18 protein-coding genes are annotated in these 22,858 nt (G+C 69.7%); 6 read left to right on the top strand and 12 right to left on the bottom strand.

Translation table 11 applies throughout. The annotated features are described in order from the left end of the window. Positions 1–40 precede the first annotated feature (40 nt). The 8 genes from AB0J36_RS11920 to AB0J36_RS11885 form a co-directional block, all read right to left on the bottom strand. Entirely contained in the window at positions 41–1,915 is a 1,875-nt protein-coding gene (locus AB0J36_RS11920) for a S8 family serine peptidase (RefSeq protein ID WP_357174079.1), read from the bottom strand. A gap of 293 nt (positions 1,916–2,208) precedes the next feature. Then, positions 2,209–2,745, bottom strand: a complete 537-nt coding sequence (locus AB0J36_RS11915; RefSeq protein ID WP_357174082.1) for an FHA domain-containing protein — start codon at positions 2,743–2,745, stop codon at positions 2,209–2,211. Continuing rightward, positions 2,733–3,371, bottom strand: coding sequence for a 4Fe-4S cluster-binding domain-containing protein (locus tag AB0J36_RS11910; protein ID WP_357174085.1), 639 nt, complete (start codon positions 3,369–3,371; stop codon positions 2,733–2,735). The genes AB0J36_RS11915 and AB0J36_RS11910 overlap by 13 nt, the downstream gene beginning before the upstream one ends. Then, positions 3,368–5,002, bottom strand: coding sequence for an AAA family ATPase (locus AB0J36_RS11905; RefSeq protein WP_357392409.1), 1,635 nt, complete (start codon positions 5,000–5,002; stop codon positions 3,368–3,370). Before AB0J36_RS11905 ends, AB0J36_RS11910 begins: the two co-directional genes overlap by 4 nt. Positions 5,003–5,220: 218 nt before the next feature. After that, positions 5,221–6,531, bottom strand: coding sequence for a hypothetical protein (locus tag AB0J36_RS11900; protein ID WP_357174087.1), 1,311 nt, complete (start codon positions 6,529–6,531; stop codon positions 5,221–5,223). After that, a complete protein-coding gene (locus AB0J36_RS11895; protein ID WP_363660478.1) occupies positions 6,528–8,687 on the bottom strand; it encodes a protein kinase in 2,160 nt (719 codons plus the stop codon). Before AB0J36_RS11895 ends, AB0J36_RS11900 begins: the two co-directional genes overlap by 4 nt. Before the next feature lie 198 nt (positions 8,688–8,885). Next, positions 8,886–10,343: a toll/interleukin-1 receptor domain-containing protein gene (locus AB0J36_RS11890; protein WP_357392406.1), complete on the bottom strand. Its 1,458-nt coding sequence runs from the start codon at positions 10,341–10,343 to the stop codon at positions 8,886–8,888. A 2-nt stretch (positions 10,344–10,345) separates the two neighbouring features. Then, positions 10,346–12,151 (bottom strand): AfsR/SARP family transcriptional regulator, encoded by a 1,806-nt coding sequence (locus AB0J36_RS11885; protein ID WP_363660477.1) that lies wholly within the window; start codon positions 12,149–12,151, stop codon positions 10,346–10,348. A gap of 283 nt (positions 12,152–12,434) precedes the next feature. Between AB0J36_RS11885 and AB0J36_RS11880 the strand changes: the two genes are divergently transcribed. The 5 genes from AB0J36_RS11880 to AB0J36_RS11860 all read left to right on the top strand — a co-directional run bounded on the left by AB0J36_RS11880 (position 12,435) and on the right by AB0J36_RS11860 (position 16,070). Beyond that, entirely contained in the window at positions 12,435–12,935 is a 501-nt protein-coding gene (locus tag AB0J36_RS11880) for an HIT family protein (protein ID WP_357392404.1), read from the top strand. Positions 12,936–13,138: 203 nt separating this feature from the next. After that, a complete protein-coding gene (locus AB0J36_RS11875; protein ID WP_357134609.1) occupies positions 13,139–13,573 on the top strand; it encodes a hypothetical protein in 435 nt (144 codons plus the stop codon). A 205-nt stretch (positions 13,574–13,778) separates the two neighbouring features. Beyond that, on the top strand, positions 13,779–14,636 hold the full coding sequence (locus AB0J36_RS11870) for a hypothetical protein (protein WP_357392403.1): 858 nt from the start codon (positions 13,779–13,781) through the stop codon (positions 14,634–14,636). Between the two features lie 316 nt (positions 14,637–14,952). Continuing rightward, a complete protein-coding gene (locus AB0J36_RS11865; RefSeq protein ID WP_357392402.1) occupies positions 14,953–15,438 on the top strand; it encodes an SRPBCC family protein in 486 nt (161 codons plus the stop codon). After that, positions 15,435–16,070, top strand: coding sequence for an SRPBCC family protein (locus AB0J36_RS11860; protein WP_357392401.1), 636 nt, complete (start codon positions 15,435–15,437; stop codon positions 16,068–16,070). The genes AB0J36_RS11865 and AB0J36_RS11860 overlap by 4 nt, the downstream gene beginning before the upstream one ends. A 68-nt stretch (positions 16,071–16,138) precedes the next feature. Here the strand turns inward: AB0J36_RS11860 and AB0J36_RS11855 are convergent, their stop codons facing one another. After that, entirely contained in the window at positions 16,139–18,835 is a 2,697-nt protein-coding gene (locus AB0J36_RS11855) for an AAA family ATPase (protein WP_357392400.1), read from the bottom strand. A gap of 111 nt (positions 18,836–18,946) precedes the next feature. After that, positions 18,947–19,396, bottom strand: a complete 450-nt coding sequence (locus tag AB0J36_RS11850; protein ID WP_357174264.1) for a VOC family protein — start codon at positions 19,394–19,396, stop codon at positions 18,947–18,949. Between the two features lie 122 nt (positions 19,397–19,518). Here AB0J36_RS11850 and AB0J36_RS11845 point away from each other — a divergent pair, with 122 nt between their 5' ends. Next, positions 19,519–20,319 carry a helix-turn-helix transcriptional regulator gene (locus tag AB0J36_RS11845; RefSeq protein WP_357134616.1) on the top strand — a complete coding sequence of 267 codons (801 nt, stop codon included), beginning with the start codon at positions 19,519–19,521 and terminating at the stop codon, positions 20,317–20,319. A gap of 419 nt (positions 20,320–20,738) precedes the next feature. On the opposite strand, the gene AB0J36_RS11840 is transcribed toward AB0J36_RS11845, so the two are convergent. Both AB0J36_RS11840 and AB0J36_RS11835 read right to left on the bottom strand, forming a co-directional pair. Next, positions 20,739–21,431 (bottom strand): alpha/beta hydrolase, encoded by a 693-nt coding sequence (locus tag AB0J36_RS11840; protein WP_357392399.1) that lies wholly within the window; start codon positions 21,429–21,431, stop codon positions 20,739–20,741. Between the two features lie 119 nt (positions 21,432–21,550). Further along, the gene (locus AB0J36_RS11835) at positions 21,551–22,783 is read right to left on the bottom strand and encodes an MFS transporter (protein ID WP_363660476.1); all 1,233 of its coding nucleotides are present in this window, start codon (positions 22,781–22,783) and stop codon (positions 21,551–21,553) included. Between the last annotated feature and the right edge of the window lie 75 nt (positions 22,784–22,858).

Here is a 22,858-nt window from a genome sequence, read left to right as displayed (position 1 = left end):
GCTACCGGAAATCGGAGCGGAAAGGGCCCTTCGTCACGTCTCAGACGGTGAGGGTCCAGGCGTTGATATAGCCGGTGTCACCGGAGAAGACGTCCCGCACCCGCAGCAGCCAGGTGCCGTTCGCCGACTCGGTGGAGAGATTCGCGGTATAGGTGGCGTTGACGTTGTCGGCGCCGTCCAGGAAGCTCTGGTTCTTCAGCCGGTAGGCGGTACCGTCCGGTGCCACCAGATCGATGATCAGGTCGCCCCGGAAGGTGTGCACGATATCGACCGCCACGGTGGACGCCGAGGAGGCGCTACGGTTACAGCCGGTGATGACGATGCCGCTGGTCACCGCCGTGTTGCTGTCCGGTATCGCCACATCGGTGCCGTTGGTGCCCGAGCAGCCGCCGCCACCCGAGCCGGTCACGGTCAACGAGTACGTGGCGCTGCGCGTGCCCGCAGTGCCGGCACCGGTGACAGTGACGCCGTAGGTGCCGGCAGGGGTGCTCGCCGAGGTGGCGATGGTGAGCGTGGACGAGCCGCCCGAGGTCACCGTGGCCGGGCTGAACGAGGCGGTGGCGCCACTCGGCAGACCGCTCGCCGACAGGCTCACCGACTGCGCCGAGCCGCTGGTGGTCGCGGTACTCACGGTGGCGCTGACCGAGCCGCCCGGCGCGGTCGAACCGGCCGTCGGCGACACCCCGACGGAGAAGTCGTCGGCCGGTGGAGTGCCGCCGCTGCCCACGTAGAGCAACTGGTTCGGGGTGCCGGTGCCGACGTTGGTCACCACGTTCGGGGTGGAGTTGCCGACCAGGTAGTCGCGGACCTGCTGCGGGGTCCAGGACGGGTTCGCCGACAGCGCCAGCGCCGCCGCGCCGGCGACGTGCGGCGACGCCATCGAGGTGCCGCTGATCGTGTTGGTCGCGGTGTTGCTGTCGTACCAGGCCGAGGTGATGTTGACGCCCGGCGCCAGGATGTCGACGCAGGTGCCGAAGTTGGAGAAGCTGGCGGCCGCGTCGTTGTTCTGCGTCGCACCTACGGTGATCGCGGAGGCCACCCGCGCCGGGGAGTAGTTGCAGGCGTTCTGCCGAACGCCGAGGGCGTTGCCGTTGCCGGCCGCGACCGCGTACGTGACGCCGGAGTTGATCGAGTTGTTGATGGCCGTGTCTAGCGAGGAGTTGGCGCTACCGCCGAGGCTCATGTTCGCCACGGCCGGCTTGATCGCGTTCGCGGTGACCCAGTCGATGCCGCCGATCACCCCGGCGTTGGTGCCACTGCCCGAGCAGTTCAGCACCCGTACGCCGACCAACTGGACGCCCTTGGCCAGGCCGTACGTCGAGCCGCCGACGGTGCCGGCGACGTGCGTGCCGTGCCCGTTGCAGTCGTCCGCCGAGCCGCCGTCGACAGCGTCGTAGCCGGAGGTGGCCCGGCCGCCGAAGTCGTTGTGGGCGAAGTTGATACCGGTGTCGACGATGTACGCGTGCACGTTGGTCGCGGTGTTCGGGTAGGTGTACGAGCTGTCGAGCGGAAGGTTGCGCTGGTCGACGCGGTCCAGGCCCCAGGACGGGGGGTTCGGCTGTGTCCCGGAGATGCGGACCGTGTGGTTCTGCTCGACGTACGCGACATCGGGGTGCGCGGCGATCCTGGCCGCCGCCTTGGCGCCGGCGGTGATCTCGAAGCCGCGCAGCGCCGTGGAGTAGGTCCGAGCGACCGCTCCGCCGTGCTGACCGACCAGCCTGCTGGCGGTGGCACCGACCTGCGCCCGACTCACCGCGCTCTCCTTGAACACCACGATGTAGCTGTCGGTGACAGCCGTGGCACCGCCGGCACTACGGATGTCGCCTTCCGGTTCGGCCGCCACGGCCGGCGAGGCCGCTGTGAGGGCCAGCATCGCGACGGCGCCCACCACAATTGATCTTTTCGGGAGACTCATTCTCCCCTCCCTCCGATTCGGCCCTTCGTCCGCTCGCCCACGACGAGGAATCGATGATGGCCGATTGAGAAGAGATTACTAAATGATGGCGGCAGAAGACAGATCCAGGGCCCCCTATACCGCTCATAAGATGGAGGTCAAGGTATGGCAATTCATTCCAGATCACGGGCTTGGTGGTCATTCCGAGACGAGCCATCGATTCGTCACCAGCCTATGCGCTTCAGCCCACCCTCGCCCCGTTCGGAAGGCCGGAGGTTGACTATCCGCCGCGCCGGCGCGACTGGCTCGGGTTGTCACTCGACCTGAAACGTCGCGGTCGATGCGAGTCGCAGGGTGGCCCCAGGCCGAAGTGGGTGTCGTACGCCGGGTTCAAGCCGCCGTTGGTCCAGCCAGGTACCGTTCGTGGAGTACAGGTCGGTCACCGTCGCGGCCCCGTCCGGCGCAGTCGTGACAGCCGCGTGTCGTCGCGAGACAGCATCGTGGCCGGACAGCGCGGCCGCCGCGGGCGAACCGGGGTCCCGACCGAGGATCAGGGTTACTCCGGCCTCGAGGACTGTCTGCCACGGCGGGTCGAGCAACGCGATCATCAGGACGGTTTCGAGCACACTGAGGCAGTGCGGGCACATCCGGCTCCCCGGCGGACACGCCGTTCCGCACGACGGACAGGTGATGTCCACGGCGACCGGGTCGATCGGCTGCGGGGTGACGAGGTTGTCTACCTCGATGACCGCCGAGACGGCGGTGAGGTTCGCATAGCAGTCCGGGTTGCCGCACACGATGTCACCGGAGCCGACCGGTGCGCCGCAGGCGCGGCAGATCAGCCGCTCCATGTCGATTCCCCGACGCCGATGCCGCGGGCCCGCAGATGATCGGCGATCTGGTCGAGCTCGCCGGGCCGCGGGATCCCGACCAGCCACAGCCGGCCGTCGAGCACGCCGGTCTGCAAGCCTGCCCGGACGAGCTGAGCGGCCTCGCCGTATCGCTGGTGGCCCAGCGGGCTGAGGGTGATGACGCGTTGGTTCGCCGAGCCACGCAATGGGGTGTCGCCGTTGTTACGCCGCTCGACGTACCTACCCGCGACCACGGCGTCGCAGCTTGCGCGCAGCTCTGGCAGCCGTGCCGCACGCGACCAGCCGTATCCCGTATAGAGCAGGATGTCGATCGGCCGGGTGTGCCGCCAGGTGGTTATCCCGCGCAGGAGCGCGGCGAGCGCGACCGGCTGCTGGAGCGGTTCGCCGCCGGAGATCGTCACACCGTCGATCCCTTGAGGAAGTGAGGTGAGCCAGTCGAGCACCTCCTCGACGGGGACCGACCGGTCGGGGCGGCGAGGCCAGGTGTCCCGGGCGAGGCAGCCGGTGCAGGCGAGGGTGCAGCCTTGCAGCCAGATTCCGGCCCTTCTGCCGTACCCCAGGGTGGTGACCGGGTGGTGGAGGCGACTGATCTCGATAGTCGTCATGACAGCTCCACGGTGATGACGTCGGCCTGACGCCGCCAGGCCGTCACGACGAGCGACGTCGTGTCGCCGGACGCCGGCGCGTCGCCCGCCGGTACCGCCAGCCGGTCGAACAGGGCGCGGGCCAGCGGGTTGACGAGCGCGGTCTCCAGGGCGGAGCCGATCCCCCGGCCGCCTCGGGCCAGGTCGCGCGTGCACTCCCTGAGCACGCGCGCATGGACCGGCTGGTCAAGCGTGACCGACACGTGGTGTTCTTCGCTGAGGCGCCGGAGCACGTTGCCGAGTTGGAGTTCGAAGATCTGTTCGGCCGCTTCCGGCCCGATGAAGTCGAATACCACGACATTGTCGCCGAGGCGGTTGAGCAGCTCGGGCCGACCAAGGACCCGGGTGAAGTGATCCTCGATCGCTGCCCGCACGATCGTCTCGACCTGGTCGTAGGGAGTGCCCGGCGTAGCCGTCTGCGTCAACTGGCCCGTGCCGTCGTCGACGTACATGCCGAGGTTGCTGGTGAAAATCAGGATGCATTCGGAGAAGTGGGCAGTACCGCCGCGGCCGTCGGTGAGCCGGCCGTCCTCGAGGATCTGCAGGAACTTGTCGAGGATGCGCGGGTGGCTCTTCTCGATCTCGTCGAACAGGATCACCCGAAAGGGTTGCTGACGCACGGCGTTGGTGAGTTCTCCGCCGGCTTCGAACCCGACGTAGCCCGGTGGAGCGCCGATCAGCCGATCGCCGGCGTGCTCGGCGGAGAACTCGCTCATGTCGAACCGCAGGTAGGCCGCCTCGTCGCCGAACACCACATGGGCCACTGCCTTGGCCAACTCGGTCTTGCCCACCCCGGTCGGACCGGCGAAGAACAGAACTCCGCGCGGGCGTGCCGAAGCCCGTGCCGCGTGGGCGCCGGACAGGCCGAGAGCGGCGCGTTTGAGGATGTCCAGGGTTTTGGTCACGGCTTGGCGCTGGCCGATGATCCGCTGGGGCAGGGACCGTTCCCCGTCGCGGATCCGGGTGTGCAGGTAGTCGCGGCGCCAGGGATTGTCCAATACCCCGAGCTTGAACGTTCGGGTCGCGTCGGGCCACTGCTCCGGGCTCAGCCCACGATCGCGTGCCAGCCTGGTCACCTCGATCATGCCCTGCAGGGTGAGTCCTTCGGACTGCTCGGCGAACGAGCGAGCCCGCTCGTGCAGCGTCGCGTCGGGGATCTGGCCGTGCAACAGCCGGCGGGCGCAGCGTTCCCGATCGCCGTAGTCCGGTCGGGGCAGGCTGATAACGCGGATCCGGTCCTTGCCCGCGGTCAGCCAGGCCGGCAGGTCACTTTCGTTCTCCACCAACCAGATCATCGGGTTGTACAGGCTCTGGGTCCGACCGGATTCGGCCGCGACCGGCCGCGCCGACCGGGCCAGCTTCTCCATGCGGCGCAGGAACTGCCGCTCGGCGTCGTCCGGATCGCTCGGATGCCGCAGCAGGTGCGCCGCTCGGACGATGGCTGCCGCCCGCACAGTGGTGCGTGGCTGGGCGATCGCGGCGAGCTGGACGAACAGCGCGCCGAGGTCGGGCGTCGGGCCGCCGGGACGGTACCCGTCGCCGAGGAGGGCACGGGTGGCAGTCGTCACGTCGCTTCTGCCGATCTGGTGCACGACACCGGAATCGATCAGATCATGATCGAGTACGAAGGTGTAGCCGCTCCGGTCCAGCAGCTCACGTATCACGTCGGTGAGGGAGAGCAGCCGCACCCCGGTGGGCGTGTCGATGAGGTACGAATCGTGGGCGTTGCCCCACAACACGTACTGCGACTGGGTCGGCAGTGTCGCGTGCAGTTCGCGGGCGAACGCCGGCCAGCCCGCGAGGTCGTCGATCACCGTATGTCTCCCTCCGCCTCGCGGCTTCTGAGCCGCCGCCGGGGCTCAGTGCGCTGCTGCGGCGCCGTGCGGGGCGTGGGTTCGGCGCCCGGGTGACGCAGCTCGGTGTGCGCGCACGGCAATCCGGCCTCCCGGAGAGTGGCCAGTGCCTGTTCGAGGTCGGCGCACCAGCGGTGCTCGGCTGCCGTGTCGGCGTGGGGGTTCTCGCCGGGTCCGGTCCGGTAGACCATCGACTGAATCCTGCGTGCCCTTGCGTCGACTTTCAAACGCACCAGGTGGTCCGCGTCGTCGGGTCGGCTCACCGCGAGCCTGCCCGTGCTGGGTTGCCCGACGCTGAACTCGGTGCCCACGCTGTAGCCCAGCTCGGTCAGCGCGTCCGCCACAGCGTCCTGGACCGCGATCGCCAACGCTCGCTCCTCCATCTCCGACCGCAGTTGCTCAACCTCGTTCAACAATTGGTCGTTGAGCTCCGCCCGGCCGGACACCACGTCGACGAGGCCCGCCCTGGCCCGGTCCAGCGCGCCGGTGTCAAGATCCTGCTGCGCCGCGTACGGTTCCATCGCGTCCAGCAGTTCCGCCGCGACGACGGCATCCGAGCGCCGGACCCGCACCAGCTTGTTGGCCTCCTGCACCCGCAGTTGCACCTGCCGCAGGCGCGGCCGTCGCTCGTCGGGCCGGCGCCAGACGTCAGCGGCGGCGGCCTCGGCTCTGGCGCGGCCCTCGGCGGCGGCCATCGGGTGCAGGCCCGCGAGGATGCGCACCACGGCGGCGGCGGGGTCCGAACCACCGCCGGGCAGCGGCTCTGGCTCGCCAATCCCGTCCGCCGCGGTCCGCAGCGCCGCGGCCGACACCGGTGGCAGCAGGTCCGCGAGACCCCGTGCCGCGGTGACCGCCCGGGCGGCGGCGGCGCGCCTGAACACTCCCGCCAGGACCCGGTCGACGTCGTCGCACCAGGCGTCCCAGACCGATTCGGACGCCGAGACGGAGGGCTCAGCCAGCGCGGGCTCCGCCGGCAGTCCTTGCTGTGCGAGGGCGGACGCCGCATACGCCGCGTCGACCCGGGCGGCGGCCCGGCGTTCAAGTCGCAGTTCCCAGGCGTGGACGGCCTGGTCCCGCTGCGACTCCTGGGCGGCGACGGCCTGCCGCCGTGCGGTGGTGTGTGCCCGGATCCGCGCGTTGCGGGCGGCTGCCTCGGCTGGGCTCACCTGGAGTAGCTCGCCGAGTGCCGCCGTGGCGCGGATTCCGACGATGGTTGCGGCGCCGATCACGGCCGCCACCGGGAACACCACCACACTGCCAGCGCTCATTCCGCTTCGCCCCCGTCTCGCCGCTCAGTGGGTTCGCTGCCGAGCAATTCACGGCTTCGTTGTCGCCGGAACTGACCGAAACGCCATATCCGGGTGCCGGTCCAGCCGAGATGCACCACCGGCCCGATGAGCGCGACCATGGCGACGGCCAGTAGCGCTGCCGACCAGAGGAACGGGCTGCCGCAGCAGCAGGCCAACGCCAGCACACCGAGCAGCAGCGGCGGAGCGCCGCCCCGGACCCGGTTGGCGCCCCTGCGAAGCGCCGCCCAGCCGGTGGGCACGCGACGGACCAGCCACCGCATTCGGTCGAGCGCGGACCAGCGCGGATGGTAGAAGGATCCAGTCCGCACCGCGAGGCCGACCTCGGCCAGGGTGGGCACCAGCCATTCCGCGACGGGGATCGACATGTCTCTGATCACGAGACGTGGGTCGGGAGAGAAATGGGGCAGGAACACGGGAGCGGCGACGACCAGCGCCCAGATCATGGAGGCCGCCGCGGCGAGCGACAGGGCCTTCGGCCGCCCGGCCCTGAGCTGCTTCAGTTCCTCGTCGAGAACGCGCTGTCCCCGGGTACGGGCCTCGACGATGCCGGCGCACTCCTGCACGGCGGCGGGGACGACCGTCAACACACACAGCGCGCTGGCCACGTCGGTCACCGGAGGCAGTGCCTCGAACCAGTCCAGGTGCTCGGTGACCTCTTCGCGATCCCGAACCGCGCCGTCCAGCAGCGGTCGCAACCGATCCGGATCGGCGGCGACGCTGAGCAGGACGGCCCGGTGCTCGGTTCGGCGCGCCGCCAGCATCGACGTAGCCTGTGGTGGCAGATCGACCCGGGTGGCGAGCGCGTCGAGGTCCTGTGCCGAGCTCCGCCAACGGGTGTCCACCTGCACCAGGGCCTGGCCGTCGCCGAAGTCGGCGAGCACCGGCAGGAGCGAGTACCGCCACAGGTCACGCACCGCCGAGGCCGCCCGGCCGTCCGGCTCCCGCACCGCCACAGCCGCTACATCGGCAAGGTGCTCCGACCCCACTCGTAGCCCCAGGTAGGTCGCCGGTTGCCCCCGGTCCAGCCAGCGCAGCAGGTGCACCATTCGCACATCGGGGGTGTGATCCGGGTGGGTCAACGCCTGGTCGATCAGCCGGATCCGTTCGTCGACATCGTCGTCGAACTGCTCCAGCCAGGCGCGCAGCACGCGCCACCCCTCGCCGGGGTCTCTTCGCGTGCCGACGCGTCGCAGGAACATGTCCACCGCGTCGCTCCAGTGGGCCGCCATCGCGCGTGCGACCTCCGAGCGGGTGCGGTAGGGCACCCCTTTCAGGATCAGCGGCGTCGCACGTCGCGTCGAGGCCGGACGGTGCACCTCGGGCGATCCGCCGGACAGCCACCGCCGGACCTGCGCCTCGCCCCACCGATGGTCCGGGTCGCTGACCAGGAGCCCTTCGCAGAGAAGCCGCAGCCGGTGGTCCGCGACGCCGTCGACGGATGCGCCCCGGACCGTCACCTCGTGCTGGATGATCCGCTCGTCGAGACCCTCGAACGGGGCTTGGCCGGTGGCCAGTTGCCGGACCACCACACCGACGGCCCACCAGTCGCCCGCCGGGGAATAGGCGCCGGCGAAACTCTCCGGCGCCGCATAGGCGAACGTCACGCCGCGGCTGGTGAATCGCACCGATGCTGGACCGAGGTACCTGCTCAGTCCGAAGTCGGCCAGCGCCAGCCCGAGGTCCGGAGGAAGGCTCCGGACCATGATGTTCGACGGTTTGAGGTCGCCGTGCACGATGGTCGCCGAGTGCAGTTCGCCGAGCGCCTCGGTCAACTCGGCGACCACGTGCCGCAGCAGTTCCGGCGGCACCGGGCGGGGGTCCTGGCCGATGAAGTCCGCCAGGGTGCCAGCCGGTAGATACTCGGTCAGCTCCCAGCGCCGGCCCTCAGCGACGCCGAAGTCGATGGGCGTCACCAACCTCTCGCTGCGCAGCCCGATCAGCCGGTCGACCGCGTCCTCGTCGACGACGATCCCCGGCCGGTAGATCTTCAACACCCGGTCGTCGCCCGCCGCGTCGCGTAGTAGAAAGACGTCGGCCTCCGCGCCCGCCGGCAACGCCGCGAGGACCGACCAGCCCGACACCCGGTCGGGCAGCCGCAGCAGACCGGCGCTCACCGGTACCGCCACAGCGAACTCGGCCGGGTGCTCCCGGCGTGTGGCGGGAACCTGTGGCCCGGGGTCGACGGCCCGATCGGTCTCGCGGCGCGTCGGCGGCACGTCACCCTCGGCAGGCGGTCGCGGGTTCACCTGCCGCCTACCGCCCGCTCGATCGCGTCGTGGCGTGGTGACCCGTCGCGCTGGCGCCAGCCCTACTCACGGCGGATCCCCTATGGACAGCGGGTGCGAACCCACGGCCACCGACTGATGACCGGCGGCCAGCATGGTCTCAAGCTCGCGCAGGAACGAGTCGATCTCATCCGCGATCCGGTCGGTCCGCAGTCGTTTTATGCGCACGTACAGCACCCACGCCAACGGTCCGAGGATGGGGACAACAACAGCCACCACGACACCGCCCAGGATCCAGACCGGGCCCGCACCCTGACGACTGAATCCCCACGGAAGCAACAGGGCGGGGAGAGTGACGGTCGGAAGTTGAAGCGAGATGAGAAGGATGAAAAAAACGTCCATCGACTTGATCTGGTTGACCCAGCCTCGCCGGGTCTCCTCGCGCAGACCTTCCATCGCCTCCTCGATGCGCCCATGCAGCCACGCGGTCTGATCGCGCTCCAGGCGGGACAACGGCAAGGATCGGGAGGCCGAACGTTGCCGGTACTGTGCCATCACCCGGAGGGCGCGGCCACCGGCGGCCTCACCGCGGGCCGGGACAGCCGGCGGCCACTGCCGTGCAGCCTGCTCAAGGATGAGGTAATAGCCACCAACAATCGGCATGGCCATAAACACCAGGACAAATGAGATCAGGAATTTGAGGCTTTCCCCGGTCGCATAGGGGGCCACCACCACACCAAGAATCAATCCCAGGACGAAGGTCATCGCCATGCCCTGCCCCAGCAGCAGGGCTGCCGGGTTCGCTACCACGACGGCGCGTTCGAACCTGTTCAAGGATTCCGCCATATGCAACGCCGCAGCCAAGAGGGCAACAGGCAGCAGGGCGACGAAAAAGACCGCCAGTGCGTAGGTCTGCAAAATCTCACCGAGCGAATGTGGTTCTTCTGCTCGTGAGTAGTAGTACGGAAAGGCGGCGAGGATCGCTGGTCCGACCGCACCGGCGAGAATCCTCGTCAGCCGTCCGGAAACCCCGGACTTCTTCGCGGGCTCCTCGGGCGGAATCCAGGTCGGGTGGACGTGCGCCTCCAGCGCCTCGATCAACCGGGTGACGTCGAGGCGGAACGTGCCGTGCCGGATACGCTGCGACTGGCGTGCCGGAAGCTCGCGCATGTCCGCCGGAAGGTCATCCGCCACCGGGACAGGAGTCTCGCCCAGCAGGACCGGGACGACAACCGTGCCCGGCAGCCGCAACGCCTCCGCGATCTCCCAGCGGACCCAGTCCTTCGCCGGCCAGGTCGCCCGATGCCGGGTCTCCGCCAGCCAGCCGGGACCGATGATGGCGATCAGCACCTCGGCGTCGCTCAGCCGGGCCCGGAGCTGGTTGGGGTACCGCTCGCCGACGGGGATGGACTCCACATCCAGGAACACCTCGGTGTCCCCGAAGTGCCGCCGGAGCCGGTCGGCGAGCGCCTCGACCAGAGCGGGTTCGCTGCCGTCGCCGGCCTCGCGAAAGTGGCGACGATAGTTCACGAAGATGCCGCTCATGCTCACGCGATCCGTCGGGTGGAATCGTCGGCCGGTCCAAGTCCGTACGTGTCGGCTCGCGCCGACGGCCTCAGGACCTCGGTGAGCCGGGCGGTCAACGGTGCGACCGTGGGGTCCTGGTACCAGGGGGCCAGCAGCCGACGCAGTCGGCGCAGGTCGGTCCGGATGGTCGCCGAGTCGACCAGTTCGATGCCGTCCAGCACGTCCGGAGCGAGTTCCAGGGCCGCATCGAGGTCGCCGGCGCCGACGTGGGCGAGCAGTCGGCGAACGCCGTACCGGGCGCGGGCCCGGCCCGCCGCCGGGCTGATCCTGAGCACCTCCCGGTCGAGGATGTGCGCCGCCTCCCGGTACGACCCGAGATCGACCAGCCCCCACCCCTGCACGATCGCCGCCGGATCCGGCATGTTGCCCGACCCGAACACTTGCGCCCCGCCGGCCAACTGTCGGTGCGCCCGACCCACCTCCACCACCGCTGCGTGGAAGTCGTCCGACCTGCCGATGAGGGCGGAGCCCTGAGCGACCCGTTCCATCGCCAGCCGCCGGAGTTGCGGCGGAGCGTTCGCGTCCCTCACCACTGGCGCGACAGCGGTCAAGGTGCGCGCCGGATCGTCGTCGTAGAGGGCGATGTCAGCCTGACGGATTGCGAACAACCGGCCAAAATCCCGGTCACCGCCAGCCTCGGCAAGAGCGACAGCGGTGCGGGTCCATCGCAGACAGGCCGCGTCGTCGCCGGCCTCCTGTGCCATCCAACCGGTGAACTCGGCGTACCGGGCGGCCAGGTGAAGAATCTCCAGGCGTTCGGCCAGCATGCTGACCTCGGCGAGCCCTCGCAGAGTCCGCACCTGCGCGGCGAGGGTCGGTAGCAACACCCGAGGGCTGGTCGTCTGCGCCGCCTGACGCATCCGACGCAGCAGCTCTTCGAACGGTGGCGCACCGTCAACCGAGCGGTCCGGCGGCGTCGACGCAAGCCACGCCGCGGGCAGTGGGACCGGATTCGGGTCCGCTCCCCGGGACAGCGCCACGGCAGACCGGCCTCGCGGATGCCCCGGCGACTGAGAGCTGATCTCCAGGGCCGCGTCGTTGCGGAGGATCATCACCTGCAGCCGTCCCAGGTGCGGGCTGGGAGTCAGCCCCAGCTCGGCGAGCCGGTGGGCCAGATGCTGGTATTCCCGGAGGGCGTCTGCCTGCCTACCGCCGCGGTACAGCGCGACCATCAGTTGCCCGACGAGTCGTTCCCGCAGTGGGTGTTCGGCGACCAACCCCGTCAGTTCGGAGGCCATCGCCTGGTGGTGACTCAATCGCAGGTGGACCTCCACCCGCTCCTCCAGGCCGCAGATCCGGCGCTCGTCAAGCTTGGCAGCCCAAGCCTCGATCCACGAGGTCCGCACCCCGTCGAGCGCCACCGCTCCGCGCCACAGGCTGAGTGCCTCGTCGTACGCGTCGATCGCCGCCTGGTCCTGGTGGCGCCCGCTGAGCCGACGAGCCTCGTCGAGGAGCTTGTCGAAGACCAGCGCGTCGAGGTCGCTCCGTTCGACGTTGATCTGGTAGCCCTCAGGGGCTCCACTGATCCGCTCTCCTTCGGCCTCTCCGTGGAGTTGACGCCGCAACTGCCAGACGCAGTTCTGCAGCTGTCGTCGCGCCGTCGAGGGAGGGTCGTCCCATACCACCCGGACCAGCCGATCGTGCGTCACCAGCCCGTTCGGCCTGGTCAGCAGCCCCGCCAGAATCCTTCGCTCCCGATGACCACGCAGGACGACAGGGCGGCCGTCCCGGAGAGCCCGCAGCGGACCGAGCACCGAAAACTTCACTGGAGCCTCCAGCCATGGGAGAACCCGAATATACGCGGTCATCGTTTCGACCACCTCGGCAATTCGGGCCGCCCAGACCACCCTGCCCGCTGGCGGAAGGCACATCTGCGGTATCGGCATGGCGCCCTCACTCCCTCCACCGCACGTCGACTCTTCCACCTCGACTGAAGCAGAGCCGGGCGCGGTATGGGAGCGCCGCATACCAGAACGGTGAACACGTCGATGCCGGAGAAATTCGACTCTCGCTTCTGATGGGAGCATGCGGCGGAAGAGGGGCGAACGAATGAACGACGACGTCGGGACCTGCGTGTTCTGCCAGATCGGTGCCGGCACGGCAACGGCTCTTCGGATCTATGAAACCCCGCAGACGATGGCATTCGTCCCGCTGCTACCCGCAACCGCCGGGCACACGCTGGTGATACCTCGCAGGCACGTGACCGACCTGTGGGCCTTGGCCTCGGAGGACGTCCAGCCGCTGATGGACACCGTTCTCGACGTGTCCCATGCCATCAGAGAGGCACTTGCGTCGGACGGTCTGAACCTGATCATTTCGGCCGGCCAGGCTGCCTCACAGACGATCCCGCACCTTCACATACACCTGGTTCCCCGCTGGCACGATGACCCGATCCAGGCCATCTGGCCGGCGCGGGCACCCACAATCGACAGCGCCCGGCTTGAGCGGACCGCTGAACGGATCCAGGCCGCCATGCCGCCCTGTTCCCGGGCGTCTCGGCCCGCAGCAGGGGGGACGACATGTCGGCCAGGTCTGACACCCGGACCATGACGGTCAACTGCGCCTCGCCACGCGGGTAAGCCACCGACCGCGTACGGGAAATGCGGCGGTGGCCAGTCCACTCAATGCCTCCGCGGATCTCAACGTTTGCCCCATGCGCTGGCCGCTCATCGACGATCGCCAGCGGAAAGGCATAAGGACCGGACCAATATGCGAATGCCTGGCCGTATGACCAGGCACCAAGGGAGGAAACCGTGAAACTCAACCGAAAAGTCGTGCACGGACTCGTGACTGCGGCCACCGCCTGCAGCACCACGCTGATCGCCTTTCCCGAATCGGCGTCGGCCGGGGTCGAAACCAACTGCACCGTCCGCTCCGGCGGTCCGGTCGTCCTCTACTACGGGCAACAGCAGCAGGGCGCCTCCATCTGCCTCAACGGCCTGATCAACGACATGAAGAGCCCGGCTCTCTACTTCGGGCCGTCCGGGTCCGGCCACGGCACCCGGGTCTGGAACAACGCCGGCTCGGCATCGAACTACGACACGACGTGGCGGCCGGTGATCTGGTCCGAGCCCGGCATGACCGGCCCGTCGTACGCGCTGGGCGTCTGCTGCGATGCGGGCAGTGCGCCGTACAACCTCGCCGGTCTCACCAACGACAACCGGTCGCTTTCCTGGTCCCCCAACTAGCCATCATCCAGACACGTCAAACCCTCGTGGCACGTGACGCCGTCGGCTCTGTCGCCGCGGCGTCATGTGCCACCGATTACAGCCGGGGGCAGCGAACATGGCATCGCACGGACGAAGAACCGCCCGGTGGGGCGCACTCATGCTGCTGCTCGCAACCGCGGCGGCTTGCTCCCCCGACCCGGACGGCACAGCTGAGCGTGGTGGCGTGGGTGGGATCACCATCACCAGTCCGCCCGCCGTCACCGAGATGCGCAGCGCCGACGGTGCCGCGGGACTGGTCCTGCCCATCGCGGCGTACCGGCTCGACGGCGAGCAGCGCGTCACCCTGGACCGGGCTCGATCCATCCTGGTCAATGACTGCATGCGACGCTTCGGGATCGATCGCGGACAGCCCGCCGCAGCCACCGGCGGCGCGGGCCCTGAACCGATGTCGCGCCGGTACGGCGTCACCGACCCGGCCGTCGCCGCCAGGTGGGGGTACCACCTCGCACCGGGCGAAGGCAGCGTCGCTCGCACCAAGCCGGGTGCCGCCGTGCCGCCCGCCGAAATGCTCGTCTGGACCGGCAGCGAGGACGGCCGCCCGGCGCCAGCCGGCCAGCCCACCCGCACCTACCAGGGGCACGAGGTGCCCGCGGGCGGCTGCGCGGGCGAGGCGGGCCGCGAACTGCAGCTCACGAGCCCCGAGGACATCGCCGAGCACCTCGTCACCTCGATCGACTTCAACGCCTTCGAGCAGGCGCGGGCGGACGACCGGATGCGCCAGGTGCTCGGCAGATGGTCTGCGTGCATGCACGAACAGGGCTACCACTACGTCGACCCGTTGACTGCTGCGGCAGCCGCGGATCTGCGCCCGGCCACGCCCTCAACCGCCGAGAAGCGGACCGCGACCGCGGACGTGGCGTGCAAGACCCGTAACAACGTCGTGGGCGTCTGGTTCTCAGTCGAGTCCGCGTACCAGACCGCGATGATTCAGGCGCACGCCCAGGATCTGCGCGCCGCCCAGCAGAGGATCGCGGTCGTGGTCCGGAACGCGCAAGCCGTGCTCGACCACCTCGGCGGGTGATCGGGCGTGGGATACCACGACTCGGTCTGATCCCCGCAGCATCTCGACCCCGCCGGCGACGGCGACGCTGTCTGGGCGCGGGCGCTGCCGGACCGCAGCGCCGCTGCGACTCGACGAGAACCGGCCGGGCTGAGGCCGGCAGCAGGCAGGGAGGTAAGGACCTTCACCGTGGCCGGCCCACGTACCGCGAACTAGGTAATTCTTGCCGATGTGTAGCGGTTGCCGTCTTGGCACGATCGCATCTGCCGGGTGCGGATCCAGCGGCTCGCTCTCCTGCCCGGCGATCAGATGGTCGGTGACGCAGAGAGGCTTCACGATGGAGAACATTACGGACACCAACGAGGCCGGCATTGACGTGTCGGCCCCGGTGGTCAGCCGCCACAGCGTCACGGTGACCGCGTCGGCGGAAGCCGTGTGGCGGATCCTCACCGACATCGACGCATGGACAACCTGGCTGCCGGAAATCCCGTACGCACGGGTGGAAACACCCGGCCCGCTCGCCCCGGGCTCCGTGTTCCGCTGGTCGGCCGCGGGCATGGAGATCGAGTCGACGATCGTTCAGGTACGGCCGCGCGAGCGCCTCGTGTGGCGGGGATACGGCGACGGACCGGACGGGGTCCTCGGTGTCCACGTCTGGGCGCTCACTCCGGCCGGCGACGGTGTGGAGGTGTCGACCGAGGAGTCCTTCGCGGGCCCGCCTGTCGATGCCGACCCTGGGCCGTTCCAGGAGGGCCTCGACACGACCCTCGCCAGGTGGCTGGAACGACTCAAGGGCACCGCCGAGGCGGTGGCCGCCTCATGAAGAATCGTGTGTTTGCCGTCGCGACGGCAGTGGTCGTGGCCGGTCTCGTGGGCACCGCAGGTGCGCCGGCTCAGGCCGGTGCCAGGCGCGATGGCGGCTCCGAGGCCGCGACGGTGCAATGTGCGGGAAGGACAGTCGACGCGGCGGCGAAGATTCGTTATCGGACGGAGACGACGATCGACGCTCCGCTACGGACCGTCTGGAAGCTGCAGACCGACGTGGAACGCTGGCCGTCGTGGCAGAAGCCCGTTCTGTCCAGCAAGCGGCTCGATCGTGGCCCACTGCGTCCCGGTTCGTCGTTCCGGTGGACGACACCGGTCCTCGAGACCGCGCTGAATCCCGCCACGACCCTCGTCGTCACCTCCACCGTCCGGCAGCTTCAGCACCAGAGGTGCCTTCGCTGGAACGGCCCGGCGATCGGTGCGGGGCTGCGCATCGACGAGGGGGTGCACGTGTGGACGTTCACCGAGATCGACGGCCGGGTTCTCGTGCGTACCGAGGAGACGTGGCGCGGTGACCAGGTCGAGCAGGACGTCGATTTCTCCACCGTGGCTCTCGGGGCGGGCCTGGAGACGTGGCTGACGGAGCTGAAGTCGCGTGCCGAACGGGAGTGTGATCGCGCCCGGCGCTGACGTGACCCAAGGGCCCCGCCGGTCTCGTACCGGCGGGGCCCCTTTGTCGCTCGGTCGGCCCGGCTCCGTCAGCGGAGTAGTTCTCGGAGCTGCCGGCGTGAGGTAATGCCCAGTTTGCGGTAGAGGTTGCGCAGGTGGGCGTCGATCGTTCGCGGGCTGACGAACAGCAGCGCGGCAACCTCCTTGGTGCCCGCGCCGGAGGCAACCCTGCGGGCGACGAGTAGTTCGCGGGCGGTCAGCCCCGCGAGCGGATCGGCGTCGTCGGCCAGGGTCGACTCGCCGATGGCGTCCAGTTCGCGGGCGGCGCGGCCGGCGAACCCGCGCGCGCCGATGGTGGAGAGCAGTTCGTGCGCGGCGCGCAGCTCCACCCGCGCCTCGGCGCGACGGCCGACCCGTCGCAGCCACTGCCCGTAGAGCAGTCGGGCACGCGCGTAGTGGACTCGCATCCGGCTCCCGGCGAACCGGCTGATCGAGGCACGGTAGTGGTCCTGCGCGCCGAGCCCCGGGTCGAGCAGCGCACTCGCCAGTAGATGCGCACCGGTCGTCCACGCGTTCGGATTGACCCGTGCGACCTCCCCGATCCATTTAGCCGAATCCTTGGCCTCTTCGGGACGTCCGACGTAGGCGGCGGCTTCGACCAGCTCGTGGTGGAAGACGGAGGCGGCGTACGCCCCGCGCCGGTGCTGGTCCCGTACGAGCAGCAACGCGTCGATCGCGGCCTCATGGTCGCCGCTGCCGTTGCACAGAACGCCGATCGCGTAGTGCAGCGCGGTGGGTTTCACCCCCACCCAGTCGCGCAGCTTCTCCCGGATCTCGCGGAACCGTTCGACGTCCCCGCTCCAGGCGGCAAGCATCAGGTCGGACCCGACGAGGTTTGACGTCCCGGCGGCCTCGTCGACCGCACGCGCCTCGATGATGCAGACCTGCGCGTCGGCGAAGCGACCCATGATCGTCCGGGCGACCGCCTGGAAGCGCAACGCATGGGGAAGGATCGCGTAGGCCCCCTGCGCCCGGGCGAGTTCCACCTGACGGTCGGCGATCTGCTCCATAGCATCGCTGTCACCGATGTCGACGCTCAACACACAGGCACGTTCCATCCACCACGGATCCGCGCCGGGCGTGCGGGCGTGGTCCCGGAAGGCGTCGACCGCACGGCGCATCATGGGCATCGCCTCGTCCACCGGGCGCAGATGCTGCTCGACCAATGCCCGCAGCAGCAGGTCAACCGGACGTGGCGGCTGACGCTGGGGTACCCGTTCCCGGATGTGCAGGGCGAGCCGCCGTAACCTCCCCGGCTCGTCGACGCTGAACATGAGCGACGCGAAAGCCTCCAGGTAGGTCTCGCGGACCTCGTCGGGCCCCACGCCGTCGGCCGCGTCGATGAGCGCGATCGTCGCCGGGATGGTGCGCGCCACGTGATAGTCGATCGTGGCGCGCAGCAGCCGCGCGGCGTGGCGGTCGGCGGGGTCCGGATGGAGACGCTCGGCCTCGTCCACCAACTCCCGGGCGGCAGACGGCGCCCCCGAGCCCAACCGCGCCCGGGCCGCGGCCAACAACCGGCGGGCCCGCCGTGACCGGCCGGGTGTCAGTCGGGCCGCGCGCTCGAGGAACGCGGCCGCTGCCGCGAGTCCGCCGCGGCGCTGTGCTCGTCCGGCCGAACGCTCCAGCTCGGCCGCGGTCTCCTCATCCGGGCCATCGATCGCGCTCGCCTGGTGCCAGGCGCGACGGTCGGGATCGATGTCGGCGTCCGTACCGGCGGCGAGCGATGCGTGCGCCTGCCGTCGCTCCCTGGCGCCAGTCGACAGGTACACCGCGGAACGCGCCAACGGATGCCGGAAGTGCACCCGGGGCCCGGCCACCAACAGGCCGCTGTCCTCGGCCGCGGCCAGGTCCACGGCGTTCAGACCCTGAATCGCCATCGCGCGGCGCAGCAGAACGAGGTCGCCTGTCGGCTCCGCCGCGGCCAGCGCCAGAACCGAGCGCGTGGGTGTCGGCAGCCGCAGGAACCGACTCACGAACCGGTGTTCCACGGCGCGGTGCCCGGCCTCCCCGGGTAGCCCGAACGGTCCCGCGTCGCGGGCGAACTCCACCAGGGCGAGCGGGTTGCCGGCCGCTTCGGCGAGGATCCGTTGCACGATCGCTTCCTCGTGGCCGAACGGCGCCCGATACCGCAACAGGGTGAGGGATTCCGAATCGGTGAGCCCGGTGAGAGTGAGGGCGGGCAGGCGACCGAGCCCCGATACCGAGGCGGCGGTACGGCCAGCGAACACCATGGCGACCCGCTCCGCCGCAACGCGTGCCGCGACGAAGGCCAGTACCTGCCGCGAGCCGGCGTCGATCCACTGCACGTCGTCGACCACGCAGAACACCGGCCTGCGCCGGCCTACGGCACTCAGCAGGCCGAGAACGGCCAGGCCGACAAGCATCGGGGTCGGCGTGACGCCGGCCTGCAGCCCGAACACCGCGTCGAGCGCGCTCCGCTGCGGCACGGGGAGTCCAGCGCGGTGGTCGAGCACGGGCGCGCACAACTGGTGCAGGGCCGAGTAGGGCAGCTCGCTCTCGAACTCGACACCACCGGCCCGCAGCACCCGCCATCCGTCGAGCCGCGAAGCAGCCGCACCGATGAGCGTCGACTTGCCGATCCCCGCATCACCGAGAACGAGCATCGCCCCGCCACGGCCCCGCGCCGCGGCTGCCGTCACCGCGGCGATCTCGCCCAACTCCGCCTCGCGAGCGACGAACAATCCCGACCTGATATCTGTCATCAGCTTCTGCGTGTCGCCGGACGAATGGTGCCCTCCGGTTGTTCGGCCCCACCGATGGTATCCGGAGCAGCGCACCGACCGGGACGGGCGCCGGGTCGGAAGTCGGCGCTCCTACGCGGGCAACTCGAACAGTTCCAACTGGATGCCGTCGGGGTCACGGAGATAGAGAATCTTCGTCCCGGCCAACGCCCCCGCTTCGACGCCGTCGCCGTCCTGAAGCACGACCGGATCGGCGTTGACGTGCACGCCCCGCCGCACCAGGTCGCGGTGCGCCGAGTCGAGGTCGTCGACCTCGAAACACAGGTGCATCACCCCAACGTCAGAGTTGCGCCCGGTGAAGGGCCTTGGCTGCGGGCTGTCGTACTGGATGAGTTCCAGCAGGACGTTGTCACCGGCCAACGCGAAGGATGCCCGCATCGACGCGTTCTCGACCTCGACAACCGCACCGATCGCCGGGTTCGTCGCCGAGATCGTCACGCCGTTCGGCGCGATGCCGAGGACGTCCTCGTACCACCTCACCGACCGCGCCAAATCGCTGACCGGCACTCCGATGTGATGCATTCTGGTCACTCTGCTCATGATCCCCATCCTGTAGCGCCGAGCCAGCACTGTGGAAGGCACAGGTCTTCCGCGTACCGCTGGTACCACCCAGTTCCCCGGACCGATAGCGGATCATGGGGTTCATGAATGACCTCGGAGCCGCGCTGCGGGCCTGGCGGGATCGCACGGACCCGGCCGCTGTCGGTATCCCGAACGCCTCTCGTCGCCGCGTCGTCGGGCTACGACGCGGCGAGCTGGCAGCGCTGGCCGGCATCTCCCCCGAATACGTGGCACGCCTCGAACAGGGCCGGGCCGCCACACCATCGGCGCAGGTGTGCACCTCCCTGGCCCGCGCGTTACGACTCTCTGACAACGAGGAGGCGCACCTGATGCGCCTTGCCGGCTTCGCCGCGGCCCCGGACCGGATACCCCAACTGATCCCCAGCAGCCTGCACCGCGTCATCGACCACCTCGGCGACACCCCGGCCGCCGTCTACGACGCCGTGTGGCGGCTGCTGCACTGGAACCGGCTGTTCGCGGCCGTCTTCGGCGACCCCGCCGGTGCCACCGCCGACGATCGCAACGCCTTGATCATCCAGTTCGAGTCCCGAAACCCCCGAGTCCGGCAGACCGACACCGAACGCGCCTACTTCGAGCAGTCGTTGGTGGCCGACCTGCGCGCCACCAGCGCCCGCTATCCCAACGATCCCGACGTGGCGGCACTGATCTCGCGGATGGCCGGGAACGACAGGTTCTGCCAGCTCTGGGCCCTCGGCGCGGTGGCCAATCACGAGAGCGCGCACAAGACCGCCGTACACCCGGACGTGGGGGCCATCCCGCTGGACGCCAACGTTTTGACCACCCAGAACACCGACCTGCGACTCGTGGTCCTCACACCTCGGCCCCACACCGCCGCTCGCGAAAGACTGGATCGACTGGGTTGACGACACGGTTCCGGTCTGGACGAAGGAACCCTGGGAGGCAGCGGCGGAGCGCACGCCGGCCAATTCCCCCTGCCCGAATAGGTAATTCCTACCGATGCGGTACGGAGCTCCGCTACCGCATCGTCGTTGTGGTCGGGGGCTGGAGGATCTGACGTGGGCGTGGTGCGCAGGCGGCTGGCCGCGATCATCGCAATGACGACGGTGTCTACGGTTCTGTTCGCCCCTGGAACCGCCGATACCGGCGGCAGCGGTAGCGCGGGACCTGATCGTGGCGTCCTGGAACATGCAGGGCCAGAACGACGGGACCGGAGGGCCTCCGGAGTCGCGGTGGCGGACCGGTGTGCAGCAGATTCGACGGCAGGGCTGGGACAACTCGTCGAGTGGTTGTCCCAGGCCCGCGCGTCGGCGGAGCGGAACTGTCAGCTCGCGGTCTCGCGAGCCGCCTGATCGATCAGGGCCACCGCGGTCTCCGGGTGCGAGACAAAGAGCAGGTGCGAAGCGCCGTCGACCACCCGGACGGTGGCCCCGGCCCGCTCCGCCATGAACTCCTGCGTCTCCGGCGGGATGATCAGGTCGGCGCCGCTGACCAGCGTGTAGGACGGAATCGTGTGCCACGCCTGCGGCCCGGCCGCCGGCTCGCCGAACGCCGCCGCTGCGGCCGGACGCTGCGCGATCGCGTACACCGCCGCGTCCTCGGCGGGGACGTCGGCCGCGAAGCGGTCGTGATAGACCGCCGGGTCGATATACAGGTCGACCTGTCCGTCCGTCAGCGGCACCACCTTCAGCGACTCGTTCACCGTGCTGCCCGCGAACTTGCCGACCAACTCCTCGACCGCCTCACCGGTGTCCGGCACGAACGCCGCCAGATAGACCAGCGCCCGCACGTGCTCGCTACCGGCCGCAGCCGCGGAGATGACGGCGCCTCCATAGGAGTGGCCGACCAGCACGATCGGCCCCGCGATGCGGTCCAGCAGCGCCTTGACCCCGGCCGCGTCGGAGGCGACGCCGCGCAGCGGATTCGGCGCCGCGACCACCGGGTACCCGCCGGCCAGCAGCCGCCGGATGACCCCGTCGAACCCACTGCTGTCCGCGAACGCACCGTGTACGAGCACGATTGTCGGTCGGCCGTCTCCATTTACCATGGTGTACCTCTTCCCTGATCCTCGGGTGCGGTCGGATCGACGCTAGGCGCGGGGTTTGGACAGCCACTGAACGCGCCGATCGCGGGGCATCAACTGGCCATCAAGTCGCACACGCCCTCGGTCCGGGCCGGCACGTCGGATGCCGGAGGAACCTCCCGGTCCGCGCGATGCCAGAGAGCAACGGGCAGGGCGGCGAAGAGGACGCTGGCAAGCCCGAGCAGACTGATGGCCGCCGCGACGCCGATCGCATCGGCGACCAGCCCGGCGAGGGCTGCACCGAGTCCGTGCGCGGTGAGGTTCGTGGAAGCCGCCAGGCCCAGCCCTCGGCCGCGCTGGTTGGCGGGGAGCAACTCCGCGAGCGTGGACACCGAGATGACGATGAGCACCGCCCACGCCGCGCCGCTGAGACCGAAGACCAGCATGATCAGGTACGGGTCGTCCAGCGCGATGACGGCCAGCAGCGGCAGGCCGGGCGCCACGCACGCCACCGGGAACACCCTCGGATGATGTGCCGCGACGGCGTACCTGGTGAAGAGGCCCAGGGCCGCCACGGCGAACAGTCCGGCCGAGGCCATGAACAGGCCGACCCACCGCGGGCCGAGGCCCACCTCGGCGGCGAGCGCCACGGCCAGCGCCTCCGGGGCGATGAGGAACACGGCTGAGAAGGTCATCAGGAAGATCGCCCGACGGGCCGACGACCGCCAGATGAGGCCGAGCGTCGAAGTGATCGTCGTCGGCTCACCGGCTGCCGCGGCGGCCGGACGACGCCTGACGAGCAGCAGGATGACGATCGCCGACACGGCGAACGTGAGGCCGTCGACAACCAGGCAGATGGCCGGCGTGAAGGCAGTGGACAGGAAACCGCCGGAGGCGAACCCGGCCAGCGTCGCGCCCTGGTTCACCGACTGCCGCACGGCCATCCCGGCGCCGTACCGCTCGGGGGGCAGGATGTCGCGCAGCAGCGCGAGGCGGGCGGCCTGGTAGGGGCCGCTCAGCAACGCTGACATCGCCACCAGGCCGCACAGCAGCGGCAGCGGAGCGCCGGGAATCGCCATGGCAAGGACGATCACCGCCCTGGTCCCGTCGATGACTACCAGGACCTCGCGGCGAGGCCGGCGGTCGGCCATCGACGAGAGCAGGACGCCGCCCACCACCGTGGGCAGGTAGGTGAGCCCGTAGGTGAGCCCGCTGAGCCCGGCTGACCCGGTTCGTCCGAAGACCAGTAGGGCCAGCGCCACCCGGGCGAGCTGGTCACCAAGCACCGACAACAGCTCGGTCACCGTGATGGCGCGGAACTCCCGATTGCGCAGCAGCGGCCCCATGGTGGCGTCCTTCCGGTTGCCGGCCCCGACCTGACACCCCGACGCTTACATCGACCACTGCAGATTCACTTCCGA

It is taken from the genome of Micromonospora sp. NPDC049662 (assembly GCF_040675055.1).
GTDB lineage: Bacteria > Actinomycetota > Actinomycetes > Mycobacteriales > Micromonosporaceae > Micromonospora.
Note: the sequence above shows the minus strand (reverse complement) of the source record. Positions and strands in the feature narration are given on the sequence as shown.